The organism is Amycolatopsis jiangsuensis (genome assembly GCF_014204865.1).
GTDB lineage: Bacteria > Actinomycetota > Actinomycetes > Mycobacteriales > Pseudonocardiaceae > Amycolatopsis > Amycolatopsis jiangsuensis.
In genome coordinates this window covers 7,443,706-7,462,430 of record NZ_JACHMG010000001.1, presented here as the reverse complement: position 1 = coordinate 7,462,430, position 18,725 = coordinate 7,443,706, and the positions used below count along the sequence as shown (strand labels likewise).

The following is an 18,725-nucleotide window of genomic DNA, read 5'->3' as shown; positions in this document are numbered from 1 at the left end:
GGAAAACGACCATGGAACCCACTCGGCTCAGCACGGCCCCGACGGAAAAGACCGGACGGGGCAACCACCGGGCGCTCGTCGCCGGCAGCATCGGCAACGCCGTCGAGTTCATCGACTGGGCGGTGTACACGACGTTCTCGTCGGTCTTCGCGCACCACTTCTTCCCACCGGGCAACGACAGCGCGGCGCTGCTGTCCACTTTGGCCATCTTCGCCGTCGGTTTCGTCGTGCGGCCGATCGGCGCCGCGATCATGGGCGCCTACGCGGACCGGCACGGCCGCAAGAAGGGCCTCGTGCTCACGATCGGCCTGATGGCCGCGGCGACGTTCGTCATCGGGGTCTCGCCGTCCTACGCCCAGGTCGGCCTCGCGGCGCCGATCATCCTGGTGATCGCGCGCATGGCGCAGGGCTTCGCCGCCGGGGGTGAATTCGGCTCGGCGTCGGCCTTCCTCGTGGAGTCCGCGGGCCCCGGTCGCCGCGCGTTCGCCGGATCGTGGCAGCAGGTCTCGGTCGGCGCGGGCATCCTCATCGCCTCGGGCATGGGCGCGATCGTGACGTCGGCGCTGCCCCGGCAGGCGCTGGAGAGCTGGGGCTGGCGCCTGGCGTTCGTGGTCGCTTCGCTGTTCGGGCTCGCCGGGCTCTGGCTGCGTCGCTCGGTGGAAGAAACGCCGTCGTTCCACCGCGGGGAAACCCGCGGCGGCCGGCGCAACGCCCTCGTGACGATGCTCCGGCAGCACCCGAAGGCGGCGTTGCGCGTCTTCGGCCTGAACATCGCCGGCGTCGTGCTCTACAACATGTGGCTGACCTACCTGCCCACCTACGCGTCCGTGTCCACGCACATCCCGCTCAGCCAGGCGCTGCTGGCCAACGTCATCGGGCTCGTCACCTTCGTGGTCCTCTTGCCGTTCGCCGGGATGCTGTCCGACCGGATCGGCCGCAAGCCCACCATGGTGGCGTTCGCCGGCGGGTTCCTGCTGCTCGCGTGGCCCGCTTTCCGGCTGCTGAACGGCGATTTCCGGCTGCTGCTGCTCGTCCAGGTCGCCGGGCTGGTCCTGTTGCTCGGCTATTCGGCCAACGTCGCGGCCGTCATGGCCGAACAGTTCCCGCCGGAGGTCCGGGCGACCGGCATCGGTCTCCCCTATGCGTTGTCGGTCGCGGTGTTCGGCGGCACGGTCCCGTATCTCACCACGTGGCTGACGACCAACGGGCTCGGGACGTGGGTGTGGCTGTACTGCGCGATCGCCGCCGCGATCGGCCTGATCGTCTACCTGACGATGCCCGAGACGAAGGACAAGGACATCGACTGACGCGGACGGCGATCGGTCGCTGGACACCACGACCTCGGGTGCAGCGGTCGACGTCGTCGCTCTCGGCGAAGCCGGCTTACGCTCCGGCACGCGCCCTCATCATGCTTTCCCTTACCCAGCGGGCGTTTCGACCAACCCGTTCGCGGTGACCCGGCCACCGTGGTCGCGGACGGAAACCCGCCGGGACGAGCCGGTTGCGGGGGAACGCACCACCAGACCTTGGTGGTGCAGCAGCGGCGCGACGACGCGGTAGTCGATGGCGGTGGCCGTCGCTCCGGTCGCGCGGACGGCTTCCGCCATGACCAACGCCTGCAGTGGGCCGTGGACGACCAGCCCCGGATAACCCTCGACGTCGTGGGCGTAGTCGCGGTCGTAGTGGATGCGGTGGGCGTTGTAGGTCAACGCCGAGAAGCGGAACAGGACAGTCGGGTCGACCGGGAACGCCCGCTCGTCCGCTTCGAGCGGCACCGGGGTGGCCGCCGTCGCCGAGCCGGCCGGGGTAGCGGCCGGTGCGGCGTCGCGGTAGACGATGTCCTGCTCCTCGATGACCTTCACCCCGTCGTCCTGGCTGAGGGTGTGCCGGACGACGACGAAGGTCAGCGGGCCCGACCGTCCCGTCTTGTCCGTCGTCGACACGATTTCGGTGCGCCGGGTCGCGGCCCGGCCGACGACCAGCGGCCCGGTCCGGGTGACCCGACCCCCGGCCGCCATGCGCCGGCGTCCGGGCGCGGGCGGGGCCGGGACGACGCCGCGCACGGGGTGACCGTCCGGCCCCAGGTCGGCCTGGAGTGGCCGGTCGAGGAGGTAGACCCAGTGCCACAGCAGGGGCAACCCGTCGGTGTCGAGGTTCGGCGGGGGGACGCCGAGGAGCCGGGCCAGCGCCACGGCGGGCTCCGGTTGCAGCACTTCGGTGCGCTCGGTCACGGGGTGACCTCCTCGCGCCGGAACCCGAATTCGACGCGGAGAGCGTCGTTGTGCTCGCCCAGCCGGGGCACCGGCCCCAGCACCGGCTCGGCTTCGTCGAGGTCGGCCGGCGGCAGCAGCGCCTGGACGACACCACCGGGAGCCCGGACCTGCCGCGTGCGATCACGCGCGGCGAACTGGGGATGGTCGAAGAGCTCACCCGGCCGGCGCAGGCGGGCGCAGGCGATCCCGGCGCTGTCGAGCAGTGCGACGACCCGGTCGGCGTCGAACGCGGCGAACGCCGACTCGATCAGCGGCCCGATCACGCAGTCGTGGGCGACGCGTTCGGGATTGTGGACGAACCGCGGGTCGTCGGCGAGGTCCGGGCGCCGGAGCACCTCCCGGCACAACCGAACCCATTCGCGGTCGCTCTGGACGGCCAGGAAAACCTGGTTGCCGTCTCCGGCCCGGTAGGGCCCGTAGGGCGCGATCGACGCGTGCTTCGCCCCGGTCCGGCGGGTCTCCGCACCTCCGTAGACCGCGTGGTACGCCGGTTGGACCATCCACTCCGCCAACGCGTCGATCATGGCGACCTCGATGGTCGCGCCGGCACCTTCGGTGGCTCGCCGCAGCAGCGCGGTGAGAACGCCGGAGTAGGCGTACATGCCCGTCGCGATGTCCGCGATCGAAACCCCGGCCTTGCTCGGCTGCTCCGGCGTGCCGGTCGCGGTGACGAGCCCGGCCTCGCACTGGATCAGCAGGTCGTAGGCCTTCTTCGGCTGGTACGGGCCGCCGGGGCCATACCCCGAGATCGAGCAGTGGACGAGATCGGGACGGGCCGCCCGCAGGGTCGCGGCGTCGAGGCCGAGGCGGCCCACCGCGCCCGGTGCGAGGTTCTGGATCACCACGTCGGCGGCCGCGATCATCGCGTCGAGCACGCGGCGGTCGTCCGCGTCCTTGATGTCCAGCTCGATCGACTCCTTGCCGCGGTTGAGCCAGACGAAGTAGCTGGAGTCGCCGTGGACCGTCCGGTCGTAGCCGCGGGAGAAGTCCCCGGCGCCGGGGCGTTCGACCTTGATGACGCGGGCGCCGAGGTCGGCGAGCTGCCGGGTCGCGAAGGGAGCGGCGACCGCCTGTTCCAGCGCGACGACGGTCGTGCCTTCGAGAGGAAGCATGGAAAGCCTTTCGTGGCCGGCACTTCAGAGCCGGAGGATGGCACGGGCCCGGTCGAGCACCGGCTTGTCGATCATTCGTCCGTCGGGACCGGTGACCGCGCCCGCCGATCCATCCGCCGCCCGAAGCACTTCACGGGCCCACGCGATTTCGTCCGTGCTGGGGGCCAGGCCTCGGGCCGTGGGCTCGATCTGGGCGGGGTGGATGCAGAGCTTGCCGCGGAAGCCGAGACTTCTGGCGTAACGGGCCGACGCCGTCACCGCGTCGGCGTCGTGGACGACCGTCGAGGGGCCGTCGATCGGCGCCGGCAAGCCGGCCACCCGGGAGGCGAGCACGATCGTGGCTCGCGCGAACAGCATCGCCTCACCGGTCTCGTCGGCTCGGAGGTCGGCGGCGAGGTCGAGCGCACCGAACGCGAGCCGGGTCACCCCGGGCGCGGTGGCGACGTCGTGCACGCGATGCAGCCCGGACGCGGTCTCGATCAGCGCCACCACCGCCATGTCCGGTGCCAGCCGTGCCGACAACGCGGCCAGGGACGCGGAGTCCTCCGCCTTGGGCACGAGCACGCCGAGCAGCCCGCTCGCGCCGGCGACGGCGTCGATGTCCGCCTCGAACCACGGCGTGCCGGCGGCGTTGGGGCGGACCCATGCCTGGCCGCCGTCGGACAGCCAGCGGAGCGTTTCGGCGCGAGCGGTGTCCTTGTCCTCAGGGCGCACCGCGTCTTCGAGGTCGATGACGACGGCGTCGGCGCCCGCGGCCGCCGCCTTGGCGAAGCGCCGTGCAGCGTTGCCGGGCACGAAGAGCCAGGTGGCCGCGGGCCTCATCGCAGCGGGTTCCGCTTGACGAGCTGCCGCGCGATGACGGTGCGCTGGATCTCGTTGGTGCCCTCGCCGACGATCATCAGCGGCGCGTCACGGAAGTACCGCTCGACGTCGAACTCCGTCGAGTAGCCGTAGCCGCCGTGGATCCGCACCGCGTCGAGCGCGATCTGCATGGCCGTCTCCGAGGCGAACAGCTTCGCCATCCCCGCTTCCATGTCCGCACGCTCGCCGGAGTCGTAGCGGCGGGCGGCGTACTGGACGAGCTGCCGGGCCGCGGTCAGCCCGGTCGCCATGTCGGCGAGGTAGTTGCCGATCGACTGGTGCTGCCAGATCGGCTGCCCGAAGCTTTCGCGTTCCTGGCTGTACCGGATCGCGCGCGCGAGAGCGGCGGCGCCGACGCCGAGCGCTCGCGCCGCCACCTGGATGCGGCCGATCTCGAGCCCGCGCATCATCTGCGCGAACCCCTCGCCCTCGACCGTGCCCAGCAACGAGCTGCGGGGCACGCGGAAGTCGGTGAAGGACAGCTCGCAGCTTTCCACGCCCTTGTAACCGAGCTTCGGCAGGTCGCGGGACACCTCGAAACCAGGCCCCTTCTCGACCAGCAGAATGCTGATGCCGCGGTGCTTCGGCTCGGTGGTCGGGTCGGTGCGGCACAGCAGCGCGACCAGCTGGGAGCGGCGGGCGTTGGTGATCCAGGTCTTGGACCCGGTGACGACGTAGTCGTCACCGTCCTTCCGGGCCACGGTGCGGATGGCCTGCAGGTCGGATCCGCCGCCGGGTTCGGTGAGCGCCATGGTCGCCCGGATCTCCCCGGTGGCCAGCTTCGGCAGGTAGTGGTCCTGCTGCGCCGGGGTTCCGTAGCGGAGCAGGAGCTTGGCGACGACGCTGTGCCCGCCCATGGCGCCGGCGAGACTCATCCACCCGCGGGCGAGCTCCTCGGTCACCGCGGCGTAACACGGGGTGGACACACCGGCGTCGTTCCACGGCTCCGGGATGGCGAGCCCGAAAACGCCCATCCGCTTCATCTGCTCGATCAGGGCTTCGGGATAGGTGTCGGCGTGTTCCAGGGTCTGCACCACGGGCTCGACCTCCCGGTCGACCCACTCGCGGACGGCGTCGACGATCGCGGTCTCGTCTGCGCTGAGTTCGTACATGGCCGTCATCCTGGCTCGTGATGACAGGTCGTGGGAAATGCCGATCCGTGATATGCCTAGGTCGGTCCGGCATAGCGGGGGAACAGGGTGGAACTCAAGCAGCTCTTGGCCTTGGTGACCGTCGGCGACACCGGCAGCGTCACCAAGGCCGCGCGCCTGCTCCACGTCGTGCAACCCGCGGTCAGCCGGTACATCCGCGCCCTGGAGGACGAGGTCGGGGTCCCGCTCTTCGAGCGCAGCAGCCAGGGGATGACCCTCACGCCGGCGGGCGAAGTCCTCGCCGAGCGCGCGAGACGCGCGCTGCTCGAACTGGACCGGGCCCGCGCCGAGATCCGCCCGGACCGCGAGCACGTACGAGGCATCGTCACGATCGGGCTGCTGGAAAGCACCGTCGAACTCGTGGCCGCGCCGTTGGTGGAGGTGCTGGGGCGCCGGCACCCGGGCATCGACGTGCGGATCCTGAGCGCGTTCTCCGGTCACTTACGGCAGTGGCTCGACGACGGCGCGGTGGACATGAGCCTGCTGTACAACGTGAACTCGACGCCGTCGATCGCCGTCACCCCGCTGCTGCGCGAAGCGTTGTGGGCCATCGCGCCCCCCGATGCGGAGCTCGGCCGCGAAGCGCTCACCTGGGACCGGGTGTGCGAGAACCGGCTGATCCTGCCGGTCGCGGGACACGGCCTGCGCACCCTCGTGGACGAAGCGCTCGGCGCCGCGGCCGCGGCGCCCACGATCGTGTGCCAGACCAACTCGATGCCGGTGCAGAAGAAGCTGGTGGCCGCCGGCACCGGGTGGAGTGTCCTTCCCGCCGCCGGTGTCGCCGAAGACGTGGCAGCCGGACGACTGCTGGGCGGCCCGATCGTCGATCCCGCGATCTCCCGCACCATCGTCCTGGCGTTGCCACGAGCCGGCCGCAACCCGCCCGCCGCGGAGGTCGCCGCCACCGAGATCGCCCGGGTGACCCAACGCCTGGTCCAGAACGGCACCTGGCCGACCGCCAGCGTGGCCCACACCGGGTGACCCCACACCGGCCGCCGCCGACCCGCGGCCGCGGAAGCCGCTCTGTGCAGCCCGTGCCCAACAGCGAAGTCATCAACAGCAGCAGTCGAAACACACGGCTGGTCTGACGGCGCCCTGGCGGCGGACCTTCATAACGCGGGAGTCCTGAATAGCCAGCCATGCCGTCGCGCGCAGACGCCAGCCAGCAGGAAGGAATCATGAGAACCACTGTCAAGTCGTTGCCCGTCACCGCGGTCGGGCTGATCGTCGCCGGTGACCTGCTGCTGGCCACGGGAGCCCTGATGGCGATCGCCGAGCCGTCTGGGCCCGGCGTCAATTTCGGTGCGATCGGCTTTTTGTTCCTCGGCTGGTGTGCAGCGGGGGCGGGCCTGCTGGCCGGCATCGCGGCAGCCGTGGTCCGGCTGCGGAGGAGGGGCGGCCAGCACCCGCCTGCCCAGCTCCTGCCCTGGGAGAAGCGTCTCAGGCTCTCGACAGTAGCCGCGATCGGCCTGAGCACCATCGGGGCCGCCGTGCTGGGCGCAGGCCCCCTCTTCTTCCGCGGCCCGCGAGGAAGCGGCTTCGAAAGTGACATCCCGGTCTTCCTGGTCGGTCTCTGCATTTCTGCCACTGCCTTGCTGGCCGGAATCCCGCCGACGTTGTACCGGTGGTCAAAGCGGAGGACCGGTGTCGAACGCTTCTCTTAGCTTCCTGGTGATGGTCGTGGCGGGTCGCCGGTGCGTGATTCTCCGGTGCCCACTTCCGGTCGGCACGCGAAGCCCACGAAGTCTGCTGACGGCGACCGTGCGGTCATCGGCCTCCGCGCCGACCTTGTCCGGGTGCGCGCCGATTCGGACAGCGGGGCGTCTGGGTTGGCCGCGGTTCGCCGGCCGGATGCGATCCATGCGGTTGCGAGCCGTCACAGTCGTCCGAGGAAATTCTGGATCGTGACATCAAGGGATTTTGGGCACGTCGCGGACCGGAGACCAAAGGGCAGCCGCTCCCCCGCTGAGCCATCCGAGCCCGTGCCGGCCGGGTGTGGGTCGCGGACCGGCGATTCGCGACCCACACCGCTGACCCGGCAAACGCACCTACAGGAGCAAGAAGCCCGCGGCGTCGACCGGTGTCCTTCGCCCCGTGCTCACGCAATCCGGTGCTGGATGCGGGCGCGCTGGATGGCCGCTTCGCGGCCGAGTCCGCGGCGTGTGCGGGCGGGATCCGCGCGCCGCTTGGCGCGCTCTCGTACGGTTGCTTCGTGGTCGACCGTCCACGTCGTCGGGTTCACGGCCACGCCGTAGTCGTGCCAGGCGCCTTCCACGGAGACCAGTTCGTCGAGGACGTCGTCCACCACGGCCTCGACATCGCGGTCGAGCGGGTCTCCCCAGCCTCCCCGGCCGAGTCAGGCCGGTTCGGCGATTCGCACCTGCACTAGCCGGGGAGGTACCTCGTCGTGGCCGGGTCGAGCTTCAGCGTCACCTCTCGTCCGGGGCGGGCGCCGAAACCGGAGCGGGCGAACGCCTTCGTGGTGGTCCCGGCCGACCGCACCACCAGTTCGAGCCGGTCGCCGAGGAATTCGGAGCTGAGCACCGTGCCGCGGAACTCGTTGTCCGCGGGCTCGGGGGCTCCGTCGTCGACGAGCCGGACCGCGATGTTCTCCGGACGCACGCACACGAAACCACCGTCACCGGTGCCGTCCGACGAGGACCCGCAGACCAGCGCACCGACTTCGGTCTTGGCCACCACACTGCCGTCCGCGCGCGGCTGGGAGACGTCGTGCACGGCGAACAGGTTGGCGCTTCCGATGAAGTCGGCGACGAAGGCCGAGCGCGGCCGGTCGTAGATGCGCTCCGGTGCGTCGATCTGCTCGACCCGGCCGTGGTTCATCACCACGACCTTGTCCGAGAGCGCCAGCGCTTCGGCCTGGTCGTGCGTGACGTACAACGCCGAAACGCCGAACTGCTCCTGGAACGAGCGCAGTTCCTGCCGCAGTTTCGCCCGCAGCTTGGCGTCCAGATTGGACAGTGGCTCATCGAGCAGGAGCACCTCGGGCTCGCACAGCAGCGCGCGGGCGAACGCCAGGCGCTGCTGCTGCCCGCCACTGAGCTGAGTCGCCCAGCGATCGGCCATCGCGCCCAGCCCGACCTGGTCCAGCATCCGCACGGCACGCTCGCGCACGTCCTTGACCTTGCGCCGGTTCCGCCCGTGGCGCAACGGGAACGCGGCGTTGTCGACGACCTTCATGTGTGGCCAGATGCCGTAGGATTGCGGCACCATCGCGATCGGCCGGTCCTCCGGGCGCACGAACCGCTTCCCCGCGGCATCGAACACGGCCTGACCGCCCATCTCGATGCGGCCTTCCTGGGCCTGCTCGAGCCCGGCCACGCACCGCAGGGTGGTGGTCTTGCCGCAGCCGCTGGGCCCGAGCAGGGTGACGAACTGTCCCTGGGGCACGTCGAACGAGACGCCGTCGATCGCGTAGGTGGCATCGCTGCCGGGCGCGCGCTCGTAGGACTTGCGCAGCGCGCTGACGACGATCGAATCGGTACTCGCGGCTTCCGGTGCCCCGGCAGCGTTGTTCATGATTCCTCCATGGTGCCGTCTCGGTTGACAAGCCACACCGCGACGGACGAGATGGCCAGGATGACCACGGCCAGCGCGCTGGCCCCGGGGTAGTCGCCGCTCGAAGTGAAGGTGTCCCACAGTTGCACCACGAGTGTGCGGTTGTCCGAACTGGTCAACACCAGCGCGATCGGCAGTTCGCCGAGCGACTGGGCGAAAACCCACAACCAGGTCTTCCGCAGCGCCGGGCGCAGCAGGGGCAGAAGCACCGTCCTGGTCACGGTGGCGGGCCGGGCACCGGTGACCCGGGCGGCTTCGACCAGCCCGTCGTCCAGTTGCAGCAGCGCGGTCTGCATCATCCGCGACCCGCGCGGCAGATACCGTGCGACCAGCGCGACGACGATGATCCACACGGTGTCGTAGATCGGCGGCACCGGAACGAAGACGTACAGGAACAGGATCGCGAACCCGAGTACCACGCTGGGAATGCCGAAAACCAACGACGTGGCCTCGAACAGGAACTTGCTGCCGGGGAACTGCTTTCGCGCGGCCGCGATCGCGATCCAGGTCGAGAGCGCGGTGCTCGCGGTGGCGGTGAACAACACGATCAACGCCGTGTTCAGCACCGTCTGCCCGATGTCCGGCGCGGTGAAGATGTGCGCGTAGTTGGACAGGGTCATCGACCCGAATCCGGACGCGGTGATCGGCCGCACGAACGGGGACAGGCTCGTCCAGAGCAGCGTCAGGATGGGCAGGCCGATCCCGACGAACAGGTACAGGCAGACCACGACGAAGATCGGGATCCGCCAGCGCCCGAGTTCCGCGCGGCTCGGCCGGTACGCCTTGCCGACCACCACGCGGAACCGGTTCGCGTCCTTCGTGCGCCGCCGGTACACCATCAGCATCACCAGCGAAACGGCGAGCAGCAGGACGCCGTAGGTGCTGGCCTGTCCGTAGTCGGGCAACCCGGTCGGCGGCTCCACGTAGTACTGGATCTGGCTGCTGAACACGAAGATCTGCTTCGGCAGCCCCAGAATCGCCGGAATGGCGAAGCCTTCCAGCGCCACGACGACGAACAGCATGGCCGCGGCCGACACGGCGGGCATGACCAGCGGGAGCACGATCAGCCGCAGGCGGCGCCGCAACGGCGCACCCATCGTCGCCGCCGCCTCCTCCAGCTCGGGATTCAGCCGGGCGAAGGCGGGCGCGATCATCAGGTACATGCTCGGCACCCCGAAGATGCCCATCACCAGGATCATGCCCGGCAGCGAGTAGATGTCCACCTGCAGACCGACAGTCTCCCGAAGCAGCACGGCCAGTGGGCCGTTGACCGGGTTGGCCACGAGCGCCCAGGCGATCGCCATCACGGTGACGGGCACGGCCATCGGGGACAGCGCCATCGGGGACAGGAAACGCCTGCCGGGAATGTCGGTCCGCTCCATCAGGTAGGCCAGCCCTGTGCTCAGTACCAGCGCGATGACCAGTGAGCCCACCACGTAGAGGACCGTGTTCAGCGTGACCGACGCGAAGTGGCTGGACTCGAAGACCTGCCGGAAGTTGTCGAGCGAGAACCCGGGGACCTGGAAGGGCAGCCGGGTCGTCGACGACTTGAAACTGGAGTAGATCAGGATCACGAGCGGGACGAGCACGAGGTACCCGACCAGCAGGATCATCACCAGGTTGACCAGCCGCCCGGCGAACCGGCCGCGACCATCTCCGGCCGGCGCGAGCCGCGGCGGTGGCGGCTCCGCGGAGCCGGGCGGCGGCGTCGGCGGGCTGCCGACCTCGGTCTGGCTCATGACGGACTCTCCCGTGTGTGAAGCACCATTGCCTCCTCCTCACCGGCTCGCGGCATCGCCTGCGGGCCGAGGCAGCCCTAGCCGATGTCCGTCCCGAGGGCCTTCTGTGCCTCGGGGAAGAACGTCGTGAGCTTGCGGTAGTAGTCGAGTGTCGGGGTCGGGAACCAGCTCAGTCCGGCGGTACACATCGCGGCCAGCGCGGGGCTCTGTCCGGGGTCCGAACAGTCGGTGCTGTCGGGAACCCGTGAGTTGTAGTTCTCGGCGAGCGTCTGCTGCGCTTCGCCGGAGGAGAGGAACGAGGTCAGCAACGCCCCGGCCGCGGGGTGCGGCGCCCCCTTCGGCACGTACAGGTACGCCTCGCTCGCGCTGGTCGGTGACAGTGGCGCGATGTCGACCGGCGCCCCCTTGGCCTTCGCTTGCAGTACGAGGTTCACGAGGCTGGTGCCGATGCTGGCCTGTCCGGACTCCACGAGTGCCTCCGCTTCGTTCACCGTCGGCGTGTAGTGCGGGGTCTGCGCGGCGAACTTCTTCGCCCAGCTGAGTGCGCCGGCCTCGGTCCTGGCGGGGTCGAGCCCCCAGACGGTCATGAACTGGGCGGGCGAGTCCGCCGCCACGCGTCCGCCGGACCACCGCGGCGCCAGCAGGTCGTCCCAGGTCTTCGGGATATCGGCGGGCTCGACCTTCGTCGTGTTGTAGGCCCAGACCTTGGGAGCGGCCCACGAGTAGACGAAGTTCTTTTCGAAGACGGCGTCCTCGGCCACACCGTAGGCCTGCCAGTCGATGCTGTCGGCCATCGGCACGGACGGGACCACGGTCTGCCCGACCGCGTTGACGACGTCCACCGACACCCGCCGTGCGGCCTGCTGCACGTTGAGTTCGCTGGCCTCGTTCGGCGCTTTGGTCTCGGTGTACTTGACCTCGATGCCGGGATACTTCCGCTGAAAGAGGTCGATCAGTGGCTGCATCTGCGCCCGGGGCTTCGCCGCCATCCAGCTGACCGCGCCCTCGTTCTTCGCCTGCTCGACAAGCCCGGCCAGGGTGGGCGGAAGGTCGGCGGACTGCAGCTCTCCGCCGCAACCGGCCGTCGCACCGCCGAGGAGCAGCGCCAGTCCGGCGACCGCGAATCCGCGCCGCGGCGGGGTGTCACCTCGTAGGATCCTCATCGTTTCCTCCGCAGCCGCTCAGCCGGCGTGCACGCCGTAGACGCGGGCCGCGGTGTGCCCGAGCACCGCCTGGCGCTCGGTTTCCGGCAACCAGGACAGCGCGCTTTCCACCAGCGCCCTGGACTGCCGCAGCGAGCCCTCGGCGGCCGGGAAGTCCGAGCCCCACATCAGGTGGCCGGTGCCGAACTTCTGCGCGAGCCGCCGCAGTACCGCCTCGACATCGGCGCCCGGCTCGTTCCCGAGCCTGCGCAGGGCGCCGGGCGTGATCTTGAGATGCACCCCGGTGAACCGCGCGAGCTGTTCGAGCTCGGCCAGCATCGGGTAGTCCGGTGCGCCCGAGGCGTCCGGACGGCCGGCGTGGTCGAGCACGATCGTCAGCGCCGGATGTTCTTCGAGCACTCCCAGCAGTTCCGGGGTGTTCTTCGAATGCATCTGGACGCACACCGGGACGCCGTGGTCGTCGACGTAGTCCCAGACGGCGCGCATCCGCTCGTCGGACAGGGTCACGCGGGCGGACGCGTTCACTTTCGTGTCCCCGTCGGCGATCCGGATGCGGACGCCGCGGAAGCCCCGGTCCTCGATCCAGTACTTCAGGTCGTGCACGGCCTCGTCGGACACGAAGTCGACCGAGCACACCCCGACGAGCCGATCGGGATACCGGGCCAGCACGTCCGCGGCGTACCGGTTGTCGAACCCGTAGACCGTCGACGCCTGCACGAGCGCCGCGTGGCGCACGCCCGCCGCGTCGAGCTCGGCGATCAGCCCGTCCCCGTCGACCGGGCGGGTGCGCGACCAGCCGGACCGGATCCCGCCGAGCGGCCGCACGGGGTAGCTGCCGGTGTCACCGGAGACGGCGTGGGTGTGGGTGTCGAAGTACCAGGGCGTCATTGCTCCTCCTCGGAACTGCTCAGGCTTCGCCGACGTACTTCTCGAAGTCGGCGAAAAGGTCCGCGGCGTCGATCTCGCGGTGGATGACCTCTTGTTCGCGCGCGTACCGGATCGCGGTCCCGAGCATGTCGAGCAGGCCCGGACTGATGCCGTACCGGACGGCGCGTGCCCGGACCGTCCCGGCAGGCTCCGCGCGCAGACCGGCGTCGATGCTCGCGGCCAGTCCGCGGTAGAGCCCGCGAATCAGGTCCGGTTCGGACCGGAGCAGCTCGCGCCGGACGACGACGAGATGGTTGGCGGGCACCCAGCCGCGCTGGTCGTAGAACCGTTCCTGCTGCTCCTCCCAGTCCGGGAGCAACGGGATCAGCTCGTCGATCCCGGCGGCGAACGGGGCACCGAGTACGACCGACGTGAGATCGCCCGCACGCAGGGCGTCGACCAGCGTCCCGGACGTCCGCTCCACAGTGGCCGGATCCTTCGCGGTGTCCACATGGGACCCCTCGGTGGTGACCCAGGTGACCTCATCCGAGGGAACCCCATAGGTGTCACCGAGGATCCCGCGCGCCCACAGTCCGGTGGTCTGGCTGTACGCGCGCACGCCGACCCTGCGGCCCGCCAGCTCGGCCGGAGCGATCCGGTTTTCCTCGCCCCACACGTAAAGCGCACGATGCGGGAAGTTCCCGAGCAGGACCACCGGTAGCGCGGCGATCTGCACGCCGGCTTCGACGGCCTGCAGCAGCGTGGCGAGGGCGAGTTCACTGACGTCGTAACGCAGGTCGCGGACCATCGGAGCGAAGGCTTCGTGGATCGGCGAGACGTCCTGCAGGTCGAGCGTGCAGCCGTCGAGCGACACCGTGCCGCCCAGCAGTGGCTCGGTCTGCGGAGAGCGCCGCAGCGCCGCGGTGAGGCGCCGCATCAGATCTCCTCCCCACGCCAGAGCCGCCGGAACGGCACACTCATGACCGCACGTGAGATCCGGACATCGACGACCGTCGGCTTGGGCGCCGCGACGAACTCGCCGACCGCCTTCCCGAGATCCTCGATCGTGCGGACGGTCGCGCCGGTGCCGCCCATCGCGGTGGCCACGGCCCCGAGATCCGGCGAGCGGATCGCGGACAGCTCCCGGCGCAGCCCGTGGGCTTCGGACTTGTGGTACTCGGCGCCGAGTGCCTCGTCGTTCATCACCACGACCAGCACGGGCCAGCCGTACCGGCAGGCGGTGTCGAACTCGGCGAGGTGCATGATGAAGCTCGCGTCGCCCTCGACCACAAAGGTGGGCCGTCCTTCGCGCCCGAGCGACCAGCCCATCGTCAGCAGCGGCGCCTGACCGATGGCGCCGAAGAGCCCGTAGTTGGAGACGACCTCCCGTGGACGGGCGAACAGCATGGTCCCGAAGTCGGTCTGGTGACCGCTGCCCAGTACCAGCGGCACTCGTTCGGGAATGGACTCGTCCAGCGCGAGGACGACCTCGCGCGGGTCGAGCCTGCCGTCCTCGCGGTGGAACGGCTCGCGCAGGATCGTCGCTTCGCGCAGCCGTTCGAGAACCACCGGCGTGTGATAGCCGGCGCCCGACGGGGTCCGGTCCTCCAGCGCGACGAGCAGCTGCCGCAGCGTCAGCCGGGCATCGCCCCGCACGTAGCAGTCGACCGGACCGCCCGCGCCCGGCACGACCTGCTCGGCGCGGTCGATGTGGACGATGTCGGCTTTCGGGAAGAGCCGGCCGTGCCACGTCGTGTACTGGTTGAGGCCGGCACCGACCGCGATCACGCAGTCGGCCTCGCCCATCAGCTCGTGCGCGATCCTCGTGCCGTAGCCGCCGGCAATCCCGGCGTGGTAAGGCGTCCTGTCCCGCAACCAGTTGATCGCCTGCAGGGTGGTGGCCAGCAGCGCGTGGGTCTTGTCCTGGAGCTGGAGGACGAGCTCGGCCACTTCCGGGCCGCGCGCGCCCCGCCCGACGAGAAGCACCACGCGCTCGCTTTCGGCGATGATCGTGGCGGCGTCCTCGACGCGCTGCGGGTCGGGCTGCACCGCAGTGGCGTCGATCAGCCCGATGGAGGGCAGATATTCCGCCGGGCCCTCGTACTCCGCCAGCTGGACGTCCATCGGCGCGCTGACCATCACCGGTCGTGACGTCGTGCGGGCCTGGAAGAACGCCGCACGCACGGCGGCGTGCGCTCGCGACGGCGCCGCTACGGACACGAAACCGCACTCGACGGCGTCGGCGAACTTGCGCTGGTCGAGGTACTGGGAGTCACCGGGGTCCGACAGCGCAGCCTCACCGGCGAAGACCACGAGCGGCGTGCGCGCGCGGTTGGCTGCCACCAGCGCGGTCGCCAACTGGGTGACGCCGGGACCCATGGTCGCCGACGCCACGCCGGGCCGGCCGGTGGCGCGTGCCCAGCCGTCCGCCATCGTCAGGCCGGAACCTTCGTGGCGCACGTCCAGCAACGTCGCGCCCCGCTCGGCCACGGCGTTGCACCAGTGCATGTTGGCGTCACCCAGCATGCCGAAGACATGGGAGGTCCCTTCCGCCACGAAGGCGTCGGCGATGGCCTCGTAAACCTTGGTCATGCGTTCCTCTCGTCCATGATCCGGGCCAGCCGCGGGAAGACCCGGAGTGCGTTGGCCGAAGCGATCGCGGCAAGGTCCACTTCGGACAGACCGCCTGTCGACTCCAGCAGCGAACGGGTGTCGTCGTACCGGCGGCCCGTCGAGGGGTCGACGCCCCGGACCGCGCCGATCATCTCCGAGGCGAAGAGCAGGTTCTTCGCGGGCACGGTGTCCACCAGCAGCTGCATGCCCCGCTGCCCGTAGAGGCAGGTGTCGAACGAGATGTTGTCGCCCATGATGTCGAGCAGGTCGCCGCGTCCCTGGTCGTACAGCACGCCCTGGTACCGGTCCCAGTGGTACGGGACGGCTCCGCCGCCGTGCGGCAGGATCAACCGCAGATCGGGGAACCGGTCGAACAGGTCGGACTGGCACAGCTGCATGAACACCGTGATGTCGGCGTTGAGATAGTGCGCGCAGGTGCCCTGCACGGCGGGGTTGGCCGACATCGAGGCGTGCACCATCGCCGGCACGCCCAGCTCGACCATCTCGGCGTAGAGCGGGTAGTAGTACGGATCGGTGATCGGCGGCGCCTGCCAGTGGCCGTCGGACGGGTCGGGGTTGAGGTTGCACCCCACGAATCCGAACTCCTCGACGCAGCGGCGCAGCTCGGCCACACTGGCGTCGATCCCGCCGCGGGGCGACTGGGGCAGCTGGCAGACGCCGGCGAACCGATCGGGGAAGAGCCGGCAGGCGCGATGGATGACCTCGTTGCTCAGCCTGCTCCACACCACACTCGTTTCCTGGTCGCCGTAGTGGTGTGCCATCAGGCCCGCGATCGGGGAGAGCAGGGACAGCTCGATACGGTGCCGGTCCTGCAGCGCGACCGGCCCGTTCGAGAGGGCTTCGGCCAGCTCGTCGTCGGAGAGCTCCAGCCCATCGGCCGACAGCCGCCGTCCGTGCTGCTCGTACTCGGCGATCTGGCGGTTCCGCCACTGCTTCACCACGTGCGGCACGCTGGTGAAGTGGGCATGGCAGTCCACGTACATCGGTGCACCCGTCTCGCTCATGACCGGCCCGTGATCGCCCGGCCGCGGTCCAGCCCCGGATGGCTGAGGACCGGCGCGGTGAACAGGAGCCGATACCCGTGTTCGACCACTTCGTCCACATTGGCCTCCGTCACGTGCGGATGGGCCACGGCGACCCGGTGCTTCGCACAGACCTCGAGGATGCGGCGCTTGTGGGCCAGGACGGTCGGATGGTCGTACTGGCGTGGCAGATCCAGCTCCTGGCTCAGATCGCCCTCGCCGACCATCACGAACCCGATCCCCGGTGTCTCCCGGAGGATGTCTTCGAGGTTCTCGACCGCGCGGACACTCTCGATCATCACTGCGACCAGGATCTCGCCGTGCGGTACGAGCGGCCAGACATCCGCCCGCTCGTAGTACTCGGCCACCGGGACGCCCCAGTACCGCGCCGCCCATGCGGGACTGTCACCCCGCAGCCCGTCGCCGCCGACGCTGGGATACCGGCACGCGGCCACCGCGTTCCGCGCTTCTTCGACAGTGTCGACATGCGGCCAGACCACCGCGTACGCACCGAGGTCGAGTGCTTGCTTGGCGTGCCACTGCGAATGTTCCGCTCCGTTGGGCGGAATCCGGACCATCGGCGTGGTCGCCGGCGCGAGCCCGGTGGCCTCGTGCACCTGCCGGCGGTCCAGCAGGTACTGGAGCGCGTCACGCAGCCCGGGCGGGTCCCACGGCTTGTGTTCCGTCTCGAACAGCACCGTGTCATAACCCGCGTCACGCAGCGAGATCGCGGTGGACGGCTCGCCGGCGGCGAAGGTGCCGAAGACTGTCTCGCCGCGCTCAAGGCGATCGATGACGCCGTTCAACCGAGCCATGAGCCGACCTTCCGTCAGTGCCATGACACGAACGTAAGTCGCGCCCCCGGCTTGCTCAAGGCACAGACGAAGCGGACTGATAAGCAACGTGCATAAATCCCGGGAGTCCTCGGCATCCATCACGCGCGTGCATCAAACGCGTCTCGTTCCGTCTTGAAAGGACACTCGGCCGCTCCCTAGCGTTTCCGGGTGGACCGTACCGACGCGTGCCACCGAGAGAGGTTCGAATGGCTCGACGCGAGAGCATCTACATCGACGGATTTTCCCATGAGAATCCCATTCCGCCGGGGTGCCGGATCGGGAACCTGCTCTTCACCGGCGTACTGCACGGCGGCGGGAACGGCGCCGACCCGGCGAGCTTCCCCGCGGACTTCGCAGGCCAGTGCGAGCGGATGTTCGCCGCGGTGGCCGCTGTGCTCGCCGCCGCGGGCGGGTCGCTGGACGACGTCGCGAAGTTCGAGATCCAGCTGGGCGACCCCGCCGATCGCCCGGCGCTCAACGACCAGTGGCGCGCGCTGTTTCCCGACCCCGACAGCAGGCCCGCCCGCATGGTCGGCTTCGGCACGAACCGTCCGCACATCCGGGTCCAATGCGAAGTCGTCGCCGTACTCGGCGACGCGGCCACGGGAGGAACACATGGCTGAATACGGGGTTTTCGACCCGGACACCCACGCGCCGAAGTGGCGGTTGCCCGCGGGTGCGTGCGACAGTCAGACGCACATCTTCGGCGATCGGGACCGCTTCCCGGTCAAGCCGGACACCGCCTATGTCGCCTACGACGCGACCGTGCAGACCATGCTGCGCACGCACAAAGTGCTCGGCATCGAGCGCGGGGTGATCGTGCAGCCCACCGCGTACGGCACTGATCATTCGGCGCTGATCGAGGCGCTTTCGGTCGCGGGGAGCGGCTACGTGGGTTGCGGGCGCGTCGACGACTCGGTCGATGACGATCAGCTCGCCGAGATGGACGCGGCCGGGATCCGCGGCGCCCGGTTCAACTTCCACCCGAAGCTCACCGCCAGCCGGCTCGCACCGGACGAGATCCGGCGGACGATCGAGCGGGTCGCCCGGCTCGGCTGGTACTTCAAGCTGCAACTGGTGGACATGGACCCCGACGAGGTGACCTCGCTGTTCGACGGCGTGGACGCCCAGATCATCGTCGACCACATGGGCCCGCTGGATTACGACCGCGGCCTTGCCGACCCCCGCTTCCGGAAGATGCTGGAGCTGCTGGACCGGGGCAACTGGTGGATGCTGCTGTCCAATGGGGACAAACGCGCGGAAGCAGCCGGACACCCGTGGGATGACGCTGTCGCCTACGCGCGCGAGTACATCCGGCGCGCACCGGAACGGATGCTGTGGGCCAGTGACTGGCCGCACCCGATCCGGCCCGTCCCGGTGCCGAACGACGGCGCACTGCTCGACCTGTTCGCCCGCTACGCCCCCGACGAAGCGACCCGACGGCAGGTCCTGGTCACCAATCCGCAACGGATCTTCGGCTTCGCCTGAGTG

The 18,725-nt window shown here is 69.9% G+C and carries 18 protein-coding genes; 5 read left to right on the top strand and 13 right to left on the bottom strand.

What is annotated here, in order from left to right; translation table 11 throughout:
• The first annotated feature begins 11 nt into the window (after positions 1–11).
• Positions 12–1,307: an MFS transporter gene (locus tag BJY18_RS33485; RefSeq protein ID WP_184783852.1), complete on the top strand. Its 1,296-nt coding sequence runs from the start codon at positions 12–14 to the stop codon at positions 1,305–1,307.
• 111 nt (positions 1,308–1,418) lie between these two features.
• Here BJY18_RS33485 and BJY18_RS33480 read toward each other — a convergent pair whose 3' ends face one another.
• From BJY18_RS33480 to BJY18_RS33465, 4 genes are read right to left on the bottom strand one after another with little or no spacing between them, the layout of a single operon-like run.
• Positions 1,419–2,231 carry an HTD2 family dehydratase gene (locus BJY18_RS33480; RefSeq protein ID WP_184783851.1) on the bottom strand — a complete coding sequence of 271 codons (813 nt, stop codon included), beginning with the start codon at positions 2,229–2,231 and terminating at the stop codon, positions 1,419–1,421.
• Positions 2,228–3,385 carry a CaiB/BaiF CoA transferase family protein gene (locus BJY18_RS33475; RefSeq protein WP_184783850.1) on the bottom strand — a complete coding sequence of 386 codons (1,158 nt, stop codon included), beginning with the start codon at positions 3,383–3,385 and terminating at the stop codon, positions 2,228–2,230. Before BJY18_RS33475 ends, BJY18_RS33480 begins: the two co-directional genes overlap by 4 nt.
• A 24-nt stretch (positions 3,386–3,409) precedes the next feature.
• A complete protein-coding gene (locus BJY18_RS33470; RefSeq protein ID WP_184783849.1) occupies positions 3,410–4,207 on the bottom strand; it encodes an HpcH/HpaI aldolase/citrate lyase family protein in 798 nt (265 codons plus the stop codon).
• Complete coding sequence (locus tag BJY18_RS33465; protein WP_184783848.1) at positions 4,204–5,358, bottom strand: acyl-CoA dehydrogenase family protein; 1,155 nt, start codon at positions 5,356–5,358, stop codon at positions 4,204–4,206. The genes BJY18_RS33470 and BJY18_RS33465 overlap by 4 nt, the downstream gene beginning before the upstream one ends.
• Positions 5,359–5,445: 87 nt before the next feature.
• On the opposite strand from BJY18_RS33465, the gene BJY18_RS33460 reads away from it, so the two are divergent.
• Positions 5,446–6,378, top strand: a complete 933-nt coding sequence (locus BJY18_RS33460; protein ID WP_184783847.1) for a LysR family transcriptional regulator — start codon at positions 5,446–5,448, stop codon at positions 6,376–6,378.
• 158 nt (positions 6,379–6,536) lie between these two features.
• Positions 6,537–7,061 (top strand): hypothetical protein, encoded by a 525-nt coding sequence (locus BJY18_RS33455; protein ID WP_184783846.1) that lies wholly within the window; start codon positions 6,537–6,539, stop codon positions 7,059–7,061.
• A 434-nt stretch (positions 7,062–7,495) separates the two neighbouring features.
• Here BJY18_RS33455 and BJY18_RS33450 read toward each other — a convergent pair whose 3' ends face one another.
• The 9 genes from BJY18_RS33450 to BJY18_RS33410 all read right to left on the bottom strand — a co-directional run bounded on the left by BJY18_RS33450 (position 7,496) and on the right by BJY18_RS33410 (position 17,213).
• Positions 7,496–7,702, bottom strand: a complete 207-nt coding sequence (locus tag BJY18_RS33450) for a hypothetical protein (protein WP_184783845.1) — start codon at positions 7,700–7,702, stop codon at positions 7,496–7,498.
• A gap of 80 nt (positions 7,703–7,782) precedes the next feature.
• Positions 7,783–8,934, bottom strand: a complete 1,152-nt coding sequence (locus BJY18_RS33445; protein WP_184783844.1) for an ABC transporter ATP-binding protein — start codon at positions 8,932–8,934, stop codon at positions 7,783–7,785.
• Positions 8,931–10,712 (bottom strand): ABC transporter permease, encoded by a 1,782-nt coding sequence (locus BJY18_RS33440; protein WP_184783843.1) that lies wholly within the window; start codon positions 10,710–10,712, stop codon positions 8,931–8,933. The genes BJY18_RS33445 and BJY18_RS33440 overlap by 4 nt, the downstream gene beginning before the upstream one ends.
• A 77-nt stretch (positions 10,713–10,789) precedes the next feature.
• The gene (locus BJY18_RS33435; protein ID WP_184783842.1) at positions 10,790–11,875 is read right to left on the bottom strand and encodes an ABC transporter substrate-binding protein; all 1,086 of its coding nucleotides are present in this window, start codon (positions 11,873–11,875) and stop codon (positions 10,790–10,792) included.
• Between the two features lie 18 nt (positions 11,876–11,893).
• Positions 11,894–12,763 carry an amidohydrolase family protein gene (locus tag BJY18_RS33430; protein ID WP_184783841.1) on the bottom strand — a complete coding sequence of 290 codons (870 nt, stop codon included), beginning with the start codon at positions 12,761–12,763 and terminating at the stop codon, positions 11,894–11,896.
• A 19-nt stretch (positions 12,764–12,782) separates the two neighbouring features.
• Positions 12,783–13,679, bottom strand: a complete 897-nt coding sequence (locus BJY18_RS33425) for a substrate-binding domain-containing protein (protein ID WP_184783840.1) — start codon at positions 13,677–13,679, stop codon at positions 12,783–12,785.
• Positions 13,679–15,334: a thiamine pyrophosphate-binding protein gene (locus tag BJY18_RS33420; RefSeq protein ID WP_184783839.1), complete on the bottom strand. Its 1,656-nt coding sequence runs from the start codon at positions 15,332–15,334 to the stop codon at positions 13,679–13,681. Before BJY18_RS33420 ends, BJY18_RS33425 begins: the two co-directional genes overlap by 1 nt.
• Positions 15,331–16,380, bottom strand: a complete 1,050-nt coding sequence (locus BJY18_RS33415) for an amidohydrolase family protein (protein ID WP_246459046.1) — start codon at positions 16,378–16,380, stop codon at positions 15,331–15,333. The genes BJY18_RS33420 and BJY18_RS33415 overlap by 4 nt, the downstream gene beginning before the upstream one ends.
• Positions 16,377–17,213 (bottom strand): HpcH/HpaI aldolase family protein, encoded by an 837-nt coding sequence (locus BJY18_RS33410; RefSeq protein ID WP_184783838.1) that lies wholly within the window; start codon positions 17,211–17,213, stop codon positions 16,377–16,379. The genes BJY18_RS33415 and BJY18_RS33410 overlap by 4 nt, the downstream gene beginning before the upstream one ends.
• 227 nt (positions 17,214–17,440) lie before the next feature.
• On the opposite strand from BJY18_RS33410, the gene BJY18_RS33405 reads away from it, so the two are divergent.
• Together BJY18_RS33405 and BJY18_RS33400 are read left to right on the top strand one after the other, a co-directional pair.
• Complete coding sequence (locus BJY18_RS33405; protein WP_184783837.1) at positions 17,441–17,857, top strand: RidA family protein; 417 nt, start codon at positions 17,441–17,443, stop codon at positions 17,855–17,857.
• Positions 17,850–18,722, top strand: coding sequence for an amidohydrolase family protein (locus tag BJY18_RS33400; RefSeq protein WP_184783836.1), 873 nt, complete (start codon positions 17,850–17,852; stop codon positions 18,720–18,722). Before BJY18_RS33405 ends, BJY18_RS33400 begins: the two co-directional genes overlap by 8 nt.
• Positions 18,723–18,725 lie beyond the last annotated feature (3 nt).